A 15,982-nucleotide genomic window follows, 5' to 3' on the forward strand; every position below is an offset into this window, starting at 1 on the left:
ATAACCTGACGACGCTTAGCAATGTCAAAAAGCATGAAAAAAGTGGCGCAGGCCGCTTTTTTTACATTTATTTCACACTTAACTTTACAAGGGTAAACGTTTACCTATAATGGGTTGCACAAATTGTGAAGGAGAGGACGTGTGTTGAAAAATAAAAAAATTAGTACGTTACCTTGGAAAGTAATCCTGCTTTTTGTTGCGTTTCTAGGCGTATTCTCTCATCACCTTCACTGCGACGAAATTCAAGCGCCTTGGGAAGACCCAACAATTGTCCATGAGAATCGTCTTCCAGCACGGTCACACTTTTTTTCTTTTTTTCAAGATCCGAATAAATTCGTCTATACCCCATGGGATAGCCAAAATTACTTGAACTTAAATGGAGACTGGCAATTTCAATTGTCTTCGTCGCCGTTTACCGGTTCCACGCGTTTTTACGAAAACGACGCCTCAACAGAAGACTGGGGTACGATACAGGTACCTGGAAATTGGTCTTTAAACGGTTACGGCGAGCCCAATTACGTTAATATGCGCGCTGATTTTGCACCTGATGAAAATCCGCTGACGGTTAATAAGATCCCTCGTGATACCAATACAACAGGGCGATATAAACGTGTTTTTTATGTGTCTAAAGAATGGAATGGAAAAACAGTTATTGCCTATTTAGGCGCTGTAAAGTCAGCGTTTAAACTGTGGGTGAATGGGCACTACGTTGGATACTCTCAAGACAGTAAAACTGCAGCTGAGTTTGATATTTCAGAGTTTATAGTGCCCGGCAAGCAGAACTCTATGGCTATTGAAGTGTATAGATGGTCGGATGGAAGTTATTTAGAGTTACAGGATATGTGGCGGCTAAATGGTATTGAACGAGATGTTTATCTCTATGCGACCCCTCGCACACGCATCCAAGATATCAAGTTAAACACCACGACCACTACAGATTATCAAAATGGGTTATTTGGAGCAGAGGTTTCGATTGTAGGAAATCAAGCCAGTAATAGCGTGGTTGATTTCACCGTTTATGATGAAAACGGAGATGTGGTTTTAAGTGATAGCCAGTCAACTCGCATCCAAGAAAATACGTCCGTAGCCATCGTTCAGTCGACGGTTGTAAAAGGGGTACAGTTATGGAGCCATGAATCTCCCACACTTTACTCGGTCAGGTTAAGGCTGCTAAACAGAGAGGAAGAGGTAACACAGGTCGTCTGGCTTCGAGCAGGCTTTAGGACGAGTGAGTTGAAGGAAGGTAACGTCCTGATTAATGGCAAACCTGTGTTGTTTAAAGGTGTAAATCGTCATGAACATGATCCGCTTACTGGCCACGTTATTTCAGAAGCGTCGATGCGAAAAGACCTTACACTAATGAAGTCGCTCAATATAAATGCGGTGCGCAACTCACATTATCCGAACCATCCCCTATGGTATGCGTTAGCTGATGAGTATGGAATGTATCTTGTTGACGAAGCGAACATTGAGTCACACGGTGTAGGGGCCGCGAATCAAGGCCACAGCTATAATGCTGAAAATCACATGGTCAACATGCCTCAGTGGCGAAACGCATATGTAGATCGTATCCGCAATATGTATGAGGCGAGTAAGAACCATGCTTCTGTCGTGATGTTGTCTCCTGGCAACGAAAGTGGAGATGGCGACAATACTGAATATCTATATCACTGGCTCAAAGAACGAACATCGCTGCCTATTATGTTTGAGCAAGCGCAGCTTCGTCCTCATACCGATATTTACGCCCAAATGTATGCTTCGCTAGATCTCATGCAAAGCTTTGTTGAGTTAGGCAGTGACCGGCCTATGATACTGTGTGAATATCAGCACGCTATGGGAAATTCGGTTGGGAATTTAAAAGAGTACTGGGATCTCATTTATAAACATGAAGCGTTACAAGGCGGGTTCATTTGGGACTGGGTAGACCAAACGATAACCACCACAACAAATGAGGGGATCGAGTATCAAGGTTATGGAGGTGACTTTGAGCAAGCAGGTCAATATCACGATGGTAACTTTTCTGCAAATGGTCTTCTTACCGCTAATCGAGAATTGCATCCTCATGCCTATGAGGTGCAACACGTTTATCAAAATATATTTGCAGAGTGGGATTCTCCCCGTGCTGACAGAGTTCTTATCAGAAATGGTCGTTACTTTACCGGTCTCGACGATGTCGCTCTAAGATGGGAAAGGCTTGAGCAGGGACAGGTGCTTCAAAGTGGAATAGTTGAATCGCTCTCAATACCACCAGGCGAAAGCGCGACAATAACCATCCCTAATATCTCAAAGATGAAAAACGAGAATCTTTATCATACTAACCTGTACTTTGTTAAGAAATCAGATTCACTTAGCCATAAAAAAGGGGATGTGATTGCAAAAATACAGCTCTTGCAACCATTTAAAAATAACGAAAAAGAGATTGTTAAGTCACAAGGCAGTATTGACGAGAGAGGTGATGCACTGATACTTCGCTTTGAAGATAGCGAGTACACGGTGAGCAAAAATACGGGGTGGCTTACTTCAGTACAAAAGAAAGAAAAAGAAGTATTAAAGACGCCAATGATCCCCTGGTTCTGGCGAGCGCCAACCGACAATGACTTCGGAGAGGGCTTTCCGCAAAAAAGCAAGATCTGGATAGATGTTGCTAAACATGCTGAATTAATTTCTATAACTGAAAAAGAAGAAAACGGAGCAATAAGTGTTGTAACAAAACACCGTTTTCCTACCGTACAAAGTGAATATCACACAACATACACCTTGACGGATAAGGGTAATATTTTGATTGATGTTTGGTTTCTTGCCGCGCCAAACCAATATTACTCTGCGCTCCCTAGAATTGGTTATCGCCTTCAGCTAACCGATAGTTATGAAAGTGCGTCATGGTTTGGCCGTGGTCCACACGAAAATTACTGGGATCGCAAAAGCTCTGCCTTTTTTGGCCAATACTCAATGTCTATTGCTGATTTAAGTCATGACTATGTGAGGCCTCAAGAAAACGGACACAGAGCGGATGTTTACGAAGTAAGTTTCTTTGAGAGAAGTAATGCAGAGACACCGTCTATTACATTCAAAGGCAAGCCATTGATAGGCTTTAATGCGCAATACACAGATTGGCTGGATTACGACACAACGGAAAAAACCGGACTTCATCCTCATGAAATCCCGGTTAAGCAAAATGCTTTTATTAATATCGACTTTAAGCAGCGTGGTGTTGCGGGTACAGACTCATGGATGACTCCGCCACTGTTCAAATACACGCTGCCATGGAGAGACTATCACTATCAGTTCGAGATAGCGCTTAATTGATAAAGGTCTGAATATACAGTTTTTCGACTTTGTCTCGAGCCCATGGCGTTTTTCTGAGGAACTTGAGTGAGGATTTAATGGATGGATCATTATTAAAGCAGTTCACCTTTATGCGGTAATACAATCCGTCCCAGCCGTACCGCTCATGAAGCTGTGTCACGATTTTCTCTAGCGTTAAGCCGTGAAGCGGGTTATTGGGTTGTTGGTTCATAGTATAGCGCTGCTCTGTTTTAATTCGAACTGCTAGTTTATCACGAACAATGGGGTCAGAGTCACAACTCTGACCCCCAATCCTCTTTAAGGCTTTAGCCCGTCTAAAATAATGCGCTGAATGTTACTTAGTGTGCTATCGAAGAAGTCGGGATCGCTCAAATCTTTGCCGGTGACCGCTTTAATCTGCACGCTGAAATCTGCGTAGTGCTGCGTAATAGCCCAAATGCTAAAAATTAAATGTATGGGGTCGACAGATTTAAGCTTTCCGACCTTAATCCACTCATTAATGACGGCACTTTTTGTGTCCAGCAATGTTTTAAGCGGCGTTTCCAATTCCTTTATTAAAAGTGGCGCACCTTGCACTACTTCCATACAAAAAAGCTTAGATTCGGCTGGGTTGTCCCGTGACATTTCAAGTTTTACTTTAATGTATTCATTTAAGGTGGCTATGGGCTCTTGTTCTGCTGAAAAGCTTTGTAGCGGCGTTAGCCATACATCTAATAGGTGAGTGATTACCGATAAGTAAAGGCCATCTTTGCTTTTAAAGTAATACAGTAAATTACTCTTTGATACATTCGCTAATTCCGATACTTGTTCTACGGTTGTGCCGCTTACACCGTTTTTTGAAAACAGAGAAAGGGCAGCATCCATAATGCGGGTACGCTTTTCTTGAAGCGCCTTTTCTCTTCGTTTCTGGGTTGTAGGGCTAAAAGCTCTTGCTGTTTTTGTACTTAATTGGTCTTCAGATTTACTCACTACTCAATTCTTCTTAACCGGATTTCTGCAATCTGGCGCATAGTTTACGCGCAGTTTTCTAACCTATAAACCCATTTGCACAAATATGCACCAATTAAGTTCAGTTGCACTGGACTGGGTGTTCCAAATTGAACCGCGAGGTCTAATTTGAGAGCTTGTGATATTTAAGTTATTGAAAATTATATATTAAATAAATTGGCCTGCTTTATGCTGTTCACTATGTATACCGCCACTTCAATGTTTTGAATTCGGCAACCTTAAAAAAAGCGGGGTTAACCGCTTAAAACGCAAACAAGCAGAGGGTACAACATGGATATAGGTGTATTTATTCCGATTGGTAACAACGGCTGGCTAATTTCGAAAAACTCGCCTCAGTTCAAACCATCATTCGATCTCAACAAAGAGATTGTAATGAAGGCAGAAAAGTACGATATGGACTTCGCGCTCTCTATGATTAAGTTGCGCGGTTTTGGCGGTGAAACTGAATTTTGGGACTACAACCTAGAGTCGTTTACGTTAATGGCTGGTCTTGCCGCCGTTACCTCAAAAATACAGCTGTATGCTACGGCTGCCACGTTAGTCTTGCCGCCTGCGATCATGGCGCGCATGGCAAGTACTATCGATTCTATTTCCAACGGTCGTTTTGGCGTAAACCTAGTGACTGGCTGGCAACGCCCTGAATACTCACAAATGGGTATGTGGCCGGGCGATGAATTCTTCGGTAACCGCTACGAATACTTAGATGAATACATTCAGGTAGTAAAAGAGTTATGGGAAACCGGAAAAAGCGATTTTAAAGGCGAGCATTTCCAAATGGATGATTGTCGCATGCTGCCCAAACCACAGCGTAAAATACCGCTTATCTGTGCGGGCCAAAGCGCAGCTGGCATGGATTTCTCGGCCCGTCATGCCGACTATAACTTCTGTTTTGGCAAAGGTGTGAATACACCTACCGCATTTGCTCCTACCGCTGCCCGCTTAACCGAAGCGGCTGAAAAGCACGGTCGCAGCGTGGGCTCTGCGGTACTTATCATGGTTATTGCCGATGAAACCGACGAAGCTGCCATGGCTAAATGGGAAAGCTATAAAGACGGTAAAGATCAGTCAGCGTTAGATTGGATGGCAACGCAAGGGGCCGCTGATAAGAAATCGGGTAAAGACACTAATATTCGCGACATGACCAACCCAACCTCAGCGGTAAATCTGAACATGGGCACGCTGGTTGGCTCTTATGAATCGGTGGCTTCTATGCTCGATGAAATAGCGACGGTTCCAGGCTGTGAAGGAGTATTGCTAACCTTTGATGACTTCCTTAAAGGTATGGATGATTTTGGCACTAAAATTCAGCCGTTAATGAAATCCCGTCAGCACTTGCTTAGCACATCGGGAGCTGCCTAATGTCTGCCGGTGACGTATTTGAAGTGTCAGGGTGCTTTCAAGCACGCCAAACAGGGCAGCCCGTACTGCCTGCTAAACCTGAGCCCTTAACCTTAAACCCTGCTGAAACCGCCGTGATAGTTGTGGATTTGCAGAACGCTTATGCCAGTAAAAAGGGTTACTTAGACAAAGCGGGTTTTGACGTCTCTACTACTGCGCCTGTTATTGAAAATACCGTCAAGGTGCTTGATACCGCTCGTGCTGCAGGCATGCCGGTGGTGTTCTTACAAAATGGTTGGGATGCGGATTATAAAGAGGCTGGCGGCCCAGGTTCGCCAAATTGGTATAAATCTAATGCCCTTAAAACTATGCGCAAACAGCCAGAGTTAAAGGGCAGTTTGCTAGCCAAAGGAACCTGGGACTACGCACTTGTCGACGCACTAAAGCCTCAAACAGGCGATATCGTTATCCCTAAAACCCGTTATAGCGGTTTTTACAACACCAATTTAGACAGCATGCTGCGCGCCCGCGGTATTCGCAACTTAGTGTTCACCGGTATTGCCACTAACGTGTGTGTGGAGTCTACGCTGCGCGATGGCTTTCACTTGGAATATTTTGGCGTGGTATTGGCTGATGCTGCATATCAAGCTGGTCCGCCCGATATTCACGAAGCGTCACTTTTCAATATACAAACGTTTTTCGGTTGGGTGTCTACCACCGCGCAATTTTGTGAGGTGTTTAAGTCTTCTTAGTTTCCAAAGCCCAGACGTTAGCGCGCTGCACTTGGAGCAAAAAACATTTAGCTTCAACCCAAAGCCGCTATTCAAAAGTGGGAAAGAAAGCTTAAAAAGCGAAAAACCAATAACCGTAAAAAAAGGGCAAGCAGTAACGCCTTAATAAAACGAATTAGCTAAAGCACTACAAAGAACACTGTGTAAAAAGCGCAAAGAAGAATAGGAATTTAATTATGCCAAAGAAAGCCATTATTCCAGCAGGTACGTCAACGCCAATCGCCCCTTTTGTTCCAGGCTCTATGGCGGACAATATTTTATATGTGTCAGGCACTTTGCCGTTTGATGAAAACAATGACGTAGTGCATGTAGGTGATGCTGAAGCACAGACTCGTCATGTTTTGGAAACCATAAAAAGCGTTATTGAAGAGGCGGGTGGCACTATGGATGACGTCACCTTTAACTCAATTTTCATTACCGATTGGGACGATTACGCCGCGGTAAACAAAGTTTACGCCGAATACTTCCCAGGTGAAAAGCCCGCACGTTATTGCATTAAGGTTGGGCTGGTTAAGCCTGAAGCCTTAATTGAAATTGCCTCCACAGCGCACATTGGGTAAGCGGTTATGTTTGGACTTCCTATTAACTGTGCCCATTGGTTTTATGTAGGTGAGCTTTATGCCTTCTGATGTGCAGGCAAGCGAAGTTGATACGCACAAGGGAATGCATTACGACATGTACTACGAACTTCACGGATTGACATCGCCCGACGCGCCAACGGTTGTTTTCAGTTCAGGGCTAGGCGGGGCAGCTAAGTTTTGGCAGCCCCAACTGGCTGACTTTACTCAAAACTACCGAGTTGTCACTTACGACCAGCTAGGAACCAACAAAAGTGTGGGTGACTTGCCAGCGAACTACCGTATTTCTGATATGGCAAATGAACTCGCTGCACTACTGAAAAAACTGGAAGTGCAGCAATGTCATTTTGTTGGGCATGCACTTGGTGGGCTGGTGGGCTTAGAACTAGGGTTAACTCAGCCCAACCTACTGCAAAGCCTAGTGCTAGTAAATGCATGGAGTAGCCCCAATCCGCACACTCTGCGCTGCTTTGATATACGCAAAGCCTTACTCGCTGCGGATAGAAAAGACATGTACCTACAGCTGCAAGCACTGTTGCTATTTCCACCTGATTGGATAGCCGCTAATGCACAGCATTTAGACGATGAAGAGGCACGTTTACTTAATCATTTTCCCGATGTAGATAACTTGCTAGCTCGTATCGGCGCGCTAAGTGCGTTCGATATCGATAACAAACTAGCGACTATCACCACACCAACATTAGCGCTGGCAAACAAAGACGACACCTTGGTGCCGTGGCAGCGCTCAAAAATATTAGCTGATGCCATGCCTAACGCAGAGCTATCGGTAATGGAATATGGCGGTCATGCATCAAGCATTACGGTGCCTGAGGCATTTAATAAATTGGTATTGGAATACTTAGCGCGCATAGCTTAATTGTTCACAAGTCCGCTCCTTAGATAAGCACCTTTGAACAAAGCGCTCAAGACAATACCTAGTCGGCTAAGACGCTGTCTAGCAATTTGAAAACTGGAAAGATATAGAAATGACGGTATCAGAAAAAACTGAATATGAAACAAAAGGCCCTATAAGCGAAAGTGGTCTAGCCCAGTTATTTAGCGGTGCACACACGCACACTACATGGCTCGATAAAAAGATAGATGAAGGGGTGCTAAAGCAGCTTTATGACTTGGTGAAGGTAGGTTCGACATCAGCAAATTGCAGCCCGGCGAGATTTGTTTTTATAACCTCAGATGAAGGGCGAGAAAAACTTAAGCCTTGTCTTTCAAGCGGTAATGTAGAGCAAACCATGACCGCACCTTGTACGGTTATCGTGGCTTACGATGAAGAATTCTATGAAGAATTACCTACGCTATTTCCTTATGCGGATGCGAAAAGCTGGTTTACTTCAAGCCCTGAAGCCGCCTATGAAACCGCGATGCGAAACAGTTCAATGCAGGGGGCTTATCTCATTAGCGCTGCGCGCGCACTCGGTCTTGATGCCGGTGCCATGTCTGGCTTTACCCCCAAATTACTCAACGAAACATTCTTTTCCGATAGCACGTGGAAGGTGAACTTCTTACTTAACATTGGCTATGGCGATGGAAAGAAAGTGCACAAACGTTTGCCTCGCTTAAGTTTCGAGCAAGCTTGTCAAATATTGTAACGCCAACACAAAGGATATTTGTATGACTATTACAGCAATAAAAAACGCAGTAACAGAAGTGCTTCCCCCTGTTACGCCTGAGCAATACCGTGAAGGCATGTCTAGCTTAGCGGCAGCGGTAAACGTCGTTACAACAACTGGCCCAGAAGGGCGCGCTGGCTTTACAGCAACTGCGGTGTGCAGCGTAAGCGACAGCCCAGCAACTTTACTGGTGTGTTTAAACCGCAGTGCTTCTGTACACAAAGTATTTAAAAACAGCACGCATCTGGTTATTAACACGCTAACTTCACAGCATCAGTCAATTTCAAACGCCTTTGGTGGTAAAGCGCCTATGAATGAACGCTTCGAAATTGGTGATTGGGTGGAATCGACTACCGGCTGCCCAAGGCTTGCCGATGCTGCAGTAAGCTTTGATTGCATTATCACAGATGTAAAAAGTGTTGCTACACACGATGTGCTTTTTTGCCAGGTAGTAGACATCAAACAAGACCAAGACGCCGACGCACTTTTATATTACCAGCGCGGATATCACAGCGCGTGCAAAGACGCATAACTGAAGGATTAGATACCCAATGAAAGTAGTAGGCCACTTTATAAACGGTGAAACCTGTACCCCAAAAGGGCGTATGCAAGATGTTTATAACCCGGCAACGGGCGAAGCAGAGAAGCTGGTTTTACTGGCATCGAAGGCTACCGTAAACGAAGCCATTGTTAACGCGCAGCAAGCTTTTCCGCAATGGCGAAACACGCCGGTAAGCAAGCGGGCTCGCGTTATGTTTAAGTTCAAAAGCTTACTTGAAGAGCACGCGGATGAAATTATCGCGCTAATTGGCGCCGAGCACGGAAAGATAAGCCACGACGCGGCGGGCGAACTACAGCGAGGTATCGAGAACGTAGAATTTGCCTGTGGCGCGCCGCAGTTGCTTAAAGGTGAACACAGTAAAAATGTGGGTCCAAGCATAGATTCATGGAGCGAGTTTCAGCCCCTTGGTGTGGTGGCAGGGATTACCCCATTTAACTTTCCGGCTATGGTGCCGCTTTGGATGTTTCCGCTCGCCATTGTATGCGGTAACACCTTTGTTTTAAAACCATCAGAGCGAGATCCAAGCTGCGCTATTTTCTTAGCAAAGTTACTGAAAGAAGCTGGGTTACCCGACGGTGTTTTCAATGTGATAAATGGCGATAAAGAAGCGGTTGATCAGATACTCGATGACGAGCGCATTAAAGCAGTAAGTTTTGTAGGTTCTACGCCTATCGCCGAATACATCTATTCAAAAGCCAATGCTAGTGGCAAGCGCTGCCAAGCACTAGGTGGGGCTAAAAATCACGCCATTGTTATGCCTGACGCCGACGTTGATAACGCGGTAAATCAACTGTTAGGCGCAGCCTTTGGTTCATCGGGCGAGCGCTGTATGGCGCTCTCTGTGGTGGTTGCCGTGGGCGACAAGATAGCCGATGAGATTGTAGATAAAATGCAGTCGGCTATGAAAGACTTGAAAGTAGGGGCATTTGACGATGCATCTAATGACTTTGGCCCGCTTATTACACAGCAGCATAAAGAGAAAGTAGAAGGGTTCATAACAAGTGCTGCTGAACAAGGCGCCAACGTAGTCGTTGACGGGCGAAGCCCCACAGTCGAGGGATATGAAACGGGCTTTTTCTTAGGTGCCACACTAATCGATAAAGTCACGCCTGAAATGACAAGTTATAAGGCCGAAATTTTTGGCCCTGTGTTACAGGTAATGCGCGTTGACAGTATGGAGCAAGCCATGCAGCTTATTGACGAGCATGAGTACGGCAACGGCACTTGCATTTTCACCCGCGACGGTGAAGCTGCGCGTTATTTCTCCGACAATATTCAGGTGGGCATGGTAGGCATAAACGTACCGCTGCCTGTACCTGTTTCTTATCACAGTTTTGGTGGTTGGAAGCGCTCACTCTTTGGCGACCTTCACGCATATGGGCCAGACGGCGTGCGTTTTTATACCAAGCGCAAAACTATTACCCAACGTTGGCCCTCAAGTGGAGTTAGAGAAGGAGTCAGCTTTTCATTTCCTAGTTAACTAACAAGTTAATAAACACTTACACGCTGCCAGTGTATTAATGCCTTTAGATAAAGCGGCCAATGTTCACTGGCGGTAGGTATAAAAAGCTACGCCATTAATTATAACAATTTAAACTCGCAAACCTTTGACAGTTCGTCTCCAGTCCTGCCTTAGGTTTGCACCCCAGTGGCAATCGATAAGCAGTTCACGTCGACAGTTACTCTTATAAAAATATCGGGACAACACCGCCGCAAGGCTTGTTAAAAAGAACTATAAACGAGAGTAAAACATGCATACGTTAAACACACACAAGCGTCTGCTGGCGTTAACCGTTGGGATGGCGTTAAGTGCGCCAGCGGCCTTTGCTGCAGAGAATGTTTGGGAAAGTATTGAAGTTACCGCGCAAAAGCGCAACGAGAATATAAGCGATGTGGGGATTGCCATTACCGCGTTTTCTGGTGAACAACTAGAAGCCCTTGGTCTTGAAAGTAGTACCGAGCTTATCGCCTTTACCCCAGGGGTGTCGCTAGCCGGTGATATTGGTGGCCAGCGCGCTATTTTCAATATTCGAGGTGTGGTACAAAATGACTACGCTGATTTGGCTGAAGCGCCCGTGGCGGTCTATGTGGACGGCGGATATTTAGCAAGTACCCAAGCGCAAACCTTTGGCTTATTTGATGTGGCTCGCATCGAAATTCTAAAAGGCCCACAGGGAACATTATTTGGAAGAAACGCCACGGGCGGGCTGGTAAATACCATTACCGCAAAACCTACTGCCGACACCGAGGGCTATGCAGAGTTTACCGCAGCCCGTTTCGAACAATATCGTTTTGAAGGGGCAATATCCGGGGAAATAGCAGACGGCATTTATGGCCGATTTTCTGGGTTTACCAATCAGCAAGGTGAGATACTCGAGAATATTTACGAAGACGGTGCTGCTCCCGACACCCGATTAGGATCTGTAGGCGGTGGAGAAGACGGCTATAACGACGATACGAAAGCGTTTCGTGCTCAGCTGATGTTTGATATTGGCGAGGAGGGCACCTTACTTCTAAGCGGTAACTGGTCTGATACCACCAAAAGTGAAGGCCCGTATCAGGTTGTGAATACCACAGAAGTAAAAGATGCCGCGGGCAATGTGATAGATGTAATTTTCGCAGCCGACGATCCTCTAGGATGTGACACTATTCAGGCAGGCGTGTGCGTGGACGGTAACTTTAATGGTGACCCGTTTCGCCCTGTGCAAGGTGGTGACTTTAACGGTAACTTTGACCCTGACGGTTCGGGCAATAAGGTAAATAAAGACTTTGCCTTTGACGATCAAAACAAAATTAAGTCAAAAGGCTTAGCGGCGACACTAGACTATGCCTTCGAAGAGTTCGACTTCTTTGCGATGTCAGACTATAAAGAATTCAAGCGTACGGTTGGTCTTGACTCTGACCAAACGGCGTCTCCTGAACTTATCTTCCAGTCAAATAGCACCATCGAACAGTTTAGCCAAGAGTTTCGTTTTTCAGGTGAAACTGCAGACTTAAAGTGGGTTGGAGGGCTTTATTACCTTTCTATCGACACAGATTACAGTCAAGGCTTGGCGGGCTCACCCACCACCTTTTTCTTAGGCGGTGAAGAAAACAATACCTTAGTGGCGCTTGAAACCGAGTCATACTCTGCATTCGGGCAACTTGACTACAGCTTAACGGATGATTTGGTATTAGTAGGCGGGCTTCGCTACACCCGAGAGAGCAAAGATTTCATCGGTAACGTGTATCAGAATGAAAATACCGATGACCGAGTTATTGAGATTGACACCAGTACGTCTTCTTTGGAAATACTTTCGCAAAGTAACGATCAAAACTTATGGTCGGCAAAGCTACAGTTGGAATATAGCATTGGCAATAGTTTGTACTACGCGGGAATTAATCGTGGCGTAAAAGCGGGGAGTTTTAATGCGCCCTTATTCGGAGGGTTCAGCTTTTATGAGCCTGAAGAGCTAACTTCCTACGAAGCAGGCTTAAAGCACAGCTTCATGCAGGGGAGCGGTGTGTTTAATGCCAACGTCTTTTACTATGACTACAACGATTACCAGTCTTTTTCATGGGTAAATAATGCCGGTGTAGTGACGAATGAAGAAGCCTCGTTTAGCGGTGTGGAGCTTGAAGTATTTTTAACGCCAACAGACAGCTTAGATGTAATGCTTAACTTCTCTTATACCGATGCCGTGGTTGAAGACTTGGAAGTGGCTTCAGGTTACTTTGCCGACACTACTCCGCCATTTACTCCTGAATACCAGGCGTCTGCTATGCTCAGGTACAACTGGGATGCCTTTGACGGCAACATGGCGGCACAGCTATCAGCAAACTATCAATCTGAAACTTTTCACAATGCGCGTAATTTTACCGCTCATGAAATTGATAGCTATGCTACGGCCGATGCACGATTGACCTGGGTTGATGGGCAAGACAAATGGAGCCTAGCTGCTTACGTAGATAATCTATTTGATTCTGACCACGAACTCATTGGCTTCGATGTATCAGGGTTTTATGGGACGTCGCAAATATCTTATGCCAAGCCTAGGACATATGGCGTGACTATAAGACGAAGTTTCTAGTTTGGTAAGCAAGACGTTTTAGTCACTTGGCTTAGACGTTAAATCTTACTCGAAAACGCTCTAACCCGAAAACGAAAGCTATTTAGCTAACCTAGATACCGAAATTCTATGAAACGGTATCTAGGTGTTTCGTTATCGGTAAGCGAAAAGCGGCAGCATTTTTGCTTCTTTTCTTATCGGCAACTTATTGCTAAATAACGCGTTTTCGCTAGTTGAAAAGAATGCGGCATTTTTTCAAAAAATGTCACCAAAAGAATCAGCAAAATATTTGGTATTTTGTTAACAGTAACGCTTCGTAAAACCCTGTTTTTCATTATAAATAAGACAAGCGCGTGCAACACTAAAACAACAAGGAAAGAGATCGTGGATAACACCAACAATCAACCCATGACAAAACCTTCCCATTACGATGGCGATTTATGGAACCAAGATTTGGCGCCCACTAGTGAAGCAACAAGAACCTGGAGGTGGAAGGACTATGCAGCGTTATGGGTGGCTATGGTGGTATGTGTGCCCACTTATTTGCTATCTGCTGGGCTAGTATCTGAAGGCATGAATTGGTATCAGGCAGTGATTACCGTGCTGTTAGGCAACGTTATTGTTCTGGTGCCAATGATGCTAATTGGTCACGCGGGGGCTAAATACGGCTTACCTTTTCCTGTATTGCTACGCAGCGCGTTTGGTACCAAAGGCGCGAAGATTCCTGCTCTGGCTCGCGGTCTTGTAGCCTGCGGGTGGTTTGGCATTAATACATGGGTGGGTGGCAGTGCGATTTACGTTATTTTAAATAGCGTGAGCGGCGACGCTTTTGTGGGGCAGGCGCTGCCATTTTTAGGTATAGATATTACCCAAACTCTGTGCTTCTTTGCTTTTTGGGCAATGCACTTAGTTTTTATTAAACACGGTACTGAATCTATTCGCTGGCTTGAAACTTTTGCTGCACCATTTTTGATCTTAATGGGCTTAGCGCTTCTTGCTTGGGCATACATCAATGCCGGTGGATTTGGCGCTATGTTATCTACGCCATCTCAATTTGTAGAAGGGGGCGCTAAAGAAGGGCAGTTTTGGTCTGCTTTTTTCGCAGGTCTTACATCTATGGTGGGCTTTTGGGCAACCATGGCATTAAATATTCCCGATTTCACTCGCTTCGCTAAATCACAGAAAGATCAAATGCTAGGGCAAGCTATTGGCTTACCCTTACCCATGGCGTTGTTTGCCTTTATCGGTGTAGCGGTTACCTCTGCAACGGTAACCATTTACGGAGAAGCCATTTGGGACCCAGTGGCACTTGCTGGCAGAATGGGCGGCATGGGCGTGGTCTTTGCACTCGCTGCCTTAGCGCTTGCTACTTTAACTACAAATTTAGCCGCTAATATGGTTGCTCCAGCGTATGGCTTTTCGAACATGGCGCCTTCAAAAATTAGCTTTAGAATGGGCGGCTATATTACCGCGGGGATAGGTGTGGCTATTTTCCCTTGGAAGCTGCTTGAAACCGCCGGTGGTTATTTATTTACCTGGCTTACGGGATATTCAGCGCTACTCGGCCCAATTGCAGGTATTCTCATTGCTGACTATTTCATTTTGAGAAAATCGACGTTAAACATTGATGCGCTGTTTCAACACTCTGGCGAATACGGTGCGAACAACGGTTGGAACATGGCGGGAGTAGCTGCACTAGTTATTGGAATTTTGCCTAATATACCCGGCTTTATGCACGCGGCAGGGTTTGTAGACAGTGTACCAGCCATTTTCGATACACTTTACGCCTACGCGTGGTTCGTGGGGCTAATTATCGCCAGTATCGTTTACCTAACGCTGTCTAACAGAGTACCAGTTACCATGCAGGCAAAAAGCGCCTCTTAGCTATGGGGTCAGAGTACTTTTCCATGAAATGTACTCTGACCCCACTGCTTCTATTTTCGCTTCATGTTTTCAAAAAGCGATGGCTCCCAAGGCCGCATAGCCATAAGCAACCCCACATGCTGGCGCTCTTCTATCGGTAAATCATTATCTTCGCTGCTGAGCTTAGCCGCTTCTTGCCGCAATTGTTCAAGACGACGTTGAATAATCGAAACCGAGGTCTGAGAATAGCGACCGCGCAAATAAAAGCGGAACATCCAAGGTTCGTTCTTTTTTGGATCCATGAACTTCACCATGACCTCTTGTTCCATAAACTTTTCTAGCGGCCCGCCTGGGATCCAGCGAAAGTCTTGGGCAATAAGCAGCTTATAATGGTTGTTCGGCAACAGCTCGATAAGCTTAAGCCTATCAAGGGTTGTCATTAGCTTAATGCCTTCCACTTCATCAATATCGTAATGTTCGATAAGTTCTGAAAAGCGCCAGCCGTCACGAACACACACCGCGGCAAGCAATAGCTTGGGGTTAGCGAGCAGTTCCATTTCTTGCTGTTCAGACAGCTGTGAAATCTTCTCCTGCTGTTTTTGTGAAAGGCTAAATAAATCGCTTAATGACAAACTTAAGCATTCACAAATCTGCTCTAACTTATCAAGGCTGAATGCCTGCAACGAAAAGTTACGCTTTACACTTGCTTCGCTAACATCAAGCGCTTCTGCAAGCTGCTTATAGGTGAGTCGCTGTTCCCGTAAGCATTGTTTCAAGGTGTCGTACACAAGGTTGATTTGGCTCATGGTATTACTTTTTTATACTTGTGGTGTAATTTAATACTACATTAATCATTATG

At 45.2% G+C, this 15,982-nt stretch carries 13 protein-coding genes; 10 read left to right on the top strand and 3 right to left on the bottom strand.

Annotated features, from left to right (window positions below):
• The first annotated feature begins 141 nt into the window (after nt 1-141).
• Entirely contained in the window at nt 142-3,306 is a 3,165-nt protein-coding gene (locus ACXAFM_RS12335) for a glycoside hydrolase family 2 TIM barrel-domain containing protein (RefSeq protein ID WP_474834696.1), read from the top strand.
• On the opposite strand, the gene ACXAFM_RS12340 is transcribed toward ACXAFM_RS12335, so the two are convergent.
• Entirely contained in the window at nt 3,299-3,517 is a 219-nt protein-coding gene (locus ACXAFM_RS12340) for a VF530 family protein (RefSeq protein ID WP_474834697.1), read from the bottom strand. The genes ACXAFM_RS12335 and ACXAFM_RS12340 overlap by 8 nt on opposite strands.
• An 86-nt stretch (nt 3,518-3,603) precedes the next feature.
• The gene (gene rutR / locus ACXAFM_RS12345) at nt 3,604-4,275 is read right to left on the bottom strand and encodes an HTH-type transcriptional regulator RutR (RefSeq protein ID WP_474834699.1); all 672 of its coding nucleotides are present in this window, start codon (nt 4,273-4,275) and stop codon (nt 3,604-3,606) included.
• Nucleotides 4,276-4,584: 309 nt separating this feature from the next.
• Here rutR and rutA point away from each other — a divergent pair, with 309 nt between their 5' ends.
• The 9 genes from rutA (at nt 4,585) to ACXAFM_RS12390 (ending at nt 15,144) form a co-directional block, all read left to right on the top strand.
• Entirely contained in the window at nt 4,585-5,673 is a 1,089-nt protein-coding gene (gene rutA / locus ACXAFM_RS12350) for a pyrimidine utilization protein A (RefSeq protein WP_014950780.1), read from the top strand.
• Nucleotides 5,673-6,404, top strand: a complete 732-nt coding sequence (gene rutB, locus ACXAFM_RS12355; RefSeq protein WP_474834701.1) for a pyrimidine utilization protein B — start codon at nt 5,673-5,675, stop codon at nt 6,402-6,404. The genes rutA and rutB overlap by 1 nt, the downstream gene beginning before the upstream one ends.
• A gap of 215 nt (nt 6,405-6,619) precedes the next feature.
• Nucleotides 6,620-7,003: a pyrimidine utilization protein C gene (rutC, locus tag ACXAFM_RS12360; protein ID WP_159120466.1), complete on the top strand. Its 384-nt coding sequence runs from the start codon at nt 6,620-6,622 to the stop codon at nt 7,001-7,003.
• Between the two features lie 58 nt (nt 7,004-7,061).
• Complete coding sequence (gene rutD / locus ACXAFM_RS12365) at nt 7,062-7,898, top strand: pyrimidine utilization protein D (RefSeq protein ID WP_474834703.1); 837 nt, start codon at nt 7,062-7,064, stop codon at nt 7,896-7,898.
• Nucleotides 7,899-8,007: 109 nt separating this feature from the next.
• On the top strand, nt 8,008-8,628 hold the full coding sequence (locus ACXAFM_RS12370; protein ID WP_474834705.1) for a malonic semialdehyde reductase: 621 nt from the start codon (nt 8,008-8,010) through the stop codon (nt 8,626-8,628).
• Between the two features lie 22 nt (nt 8,629-8,650).
• Complete coding sequence (locus ACXAFM_RS12375) at nt 8,651-9,181, top strand: flavin reductase (RefSeq protein ID WP_474834707.1); 531 nt, start codon at nt 8,651-8,653, stop codon at nt 9,179-9,181.
• A 19-nt stretch (nt 9,182-9,200) separates the two neighbouring features.
• Complete coding sequence (locus ACXAFM_RS12380) at nt 9,201-10,691, top strand: CoA-acylating methylmalonate-semialdehyde dehydrogenase (RefSeq protein ID WP_474834709.1); 1,491 nt, start codon at nt 9,201-9,203, stop codon at nt 10,689-10,691.
• 271 nt (nt 10,692-10,962) lie between these two features.
• Nucleotides 10,963-13,281 (top strand): TonB-dependent receptor, encoded by a 2,319-nt coding sequence (locus ACXAFM_RS12385; protein ID WP_474834711.1) that lies wholly within the window; start codon nt 10,963-10,965, stop codon nt 13,279-13,281.
• Nucleotides 13,282-13,644: 363 nt separating this feature from the next.
• On the top strand, nt 13,645-15,144 hold the full coding sequence (locus ACXAFM_RS12390) for an NCS1 family nucleobase:cation symporter-1 (RefSeq protein WP_474834713.1): 1,500 nt from the start codon (nt 13,645-13,647) through the stop codon (nt 15,142-15,144).
• Nucleotides 15,145-15,194: 50 nt separating this feature from the next.
• On the opposite strand, the gene ACXAFM_RS12395 is transcribed toward ACXAFM_RS12390, so the two are convergent.
• Nucleotides 15,195-15,929 carry a helix-turn-helix domain-containing protein gene (locus ACXAFM_RS12395; protein WP_474834715.1) on the bottom strand — a complete coding sequence of 245 codons (735 nt, stop codon included), beginning with the start codon at nt 15,927-15,929 and terminating at the stop codon, nt 15,195-15,197.
• Nucleotides 15,930-15,982: the final 53 nt, after the last annotated feature.

The organism is Alteromonas sp. ABD4_190 (assembly GCF_056160105.1).

Excerpts from the sequence above, each read along its gene's own strand:
- ACXAFM_RS12375 (WP_474834707.1), top strand. The coding sequence starts at position 8,651 with ATGACTATTACAGCAATAAAAAACGCAGTAACAGAAGTGCTTCCCCCT.
- rutC (WP_159120466.1), top strand. The coding sequence starts at position 6,620 with ATGCCAAAGAAAGCCATTATTCCAGCAGGTACGTCAACGCCAATCGCC.
- ACXAFM_RS12340 (WP_474834697.1), bottom strand. The coding sequence starts at position 3,517 with ATGAACCAACAACCCAATAACCCGCTTCACGGCTTAACGCTAGAGAAA.
- ACXAFM_RS12385 (WP_474834711.1), top strand. The coding sequence starts at position 10,963 with ATGCATACGTTAAACACACACAAGCGTCTGCTGGCGTTAACCGTTGGG.
- rutB (WP_474834701.1), top strand. The coding sequence starts at position 5,673 with ATGTCTGCCGGTGACGTATTTGAAGTGTCAGGGTGCTTTCAAGCACGC.
- ACXAFM_RS12380 (WP_474834709.1), top strand. The coding sequence starts at position 9,201 with ATGAAAGTAGTAGGCCACTTTATAAACGGTGAAACCTGTACCCCAAAA.
- rutD (WP_474834703.1), top strand. The coding sequence starts at position 7,062 with ATGCCTTCTGATGTGCAGGCAAGCGAAGTTGATACGCACAAGGGAATG.
- ACXAFM_RS12395 (WP_474834715.1), bottom strand. The coding sequence starts at position 15,929 with ATGAGCCAAATCAACCTTGTGTACGACACCTTGAAACAATGCTTACGG.
- rutA (WP_014950780.1), top strand. The coding sequence starts at position 4,585 with ATGGATATAGGTGTATTTATTCCGATTGGTAACAACGGCTGGCTAATT.
- ACXAFM_RS12370 (WP_474834705.1), top strand. The coding sequence starts at position 8,008 with ATGACGGTATCAGAAAAAACTGAATATGAAACAAAAGGCCCTATAAGC.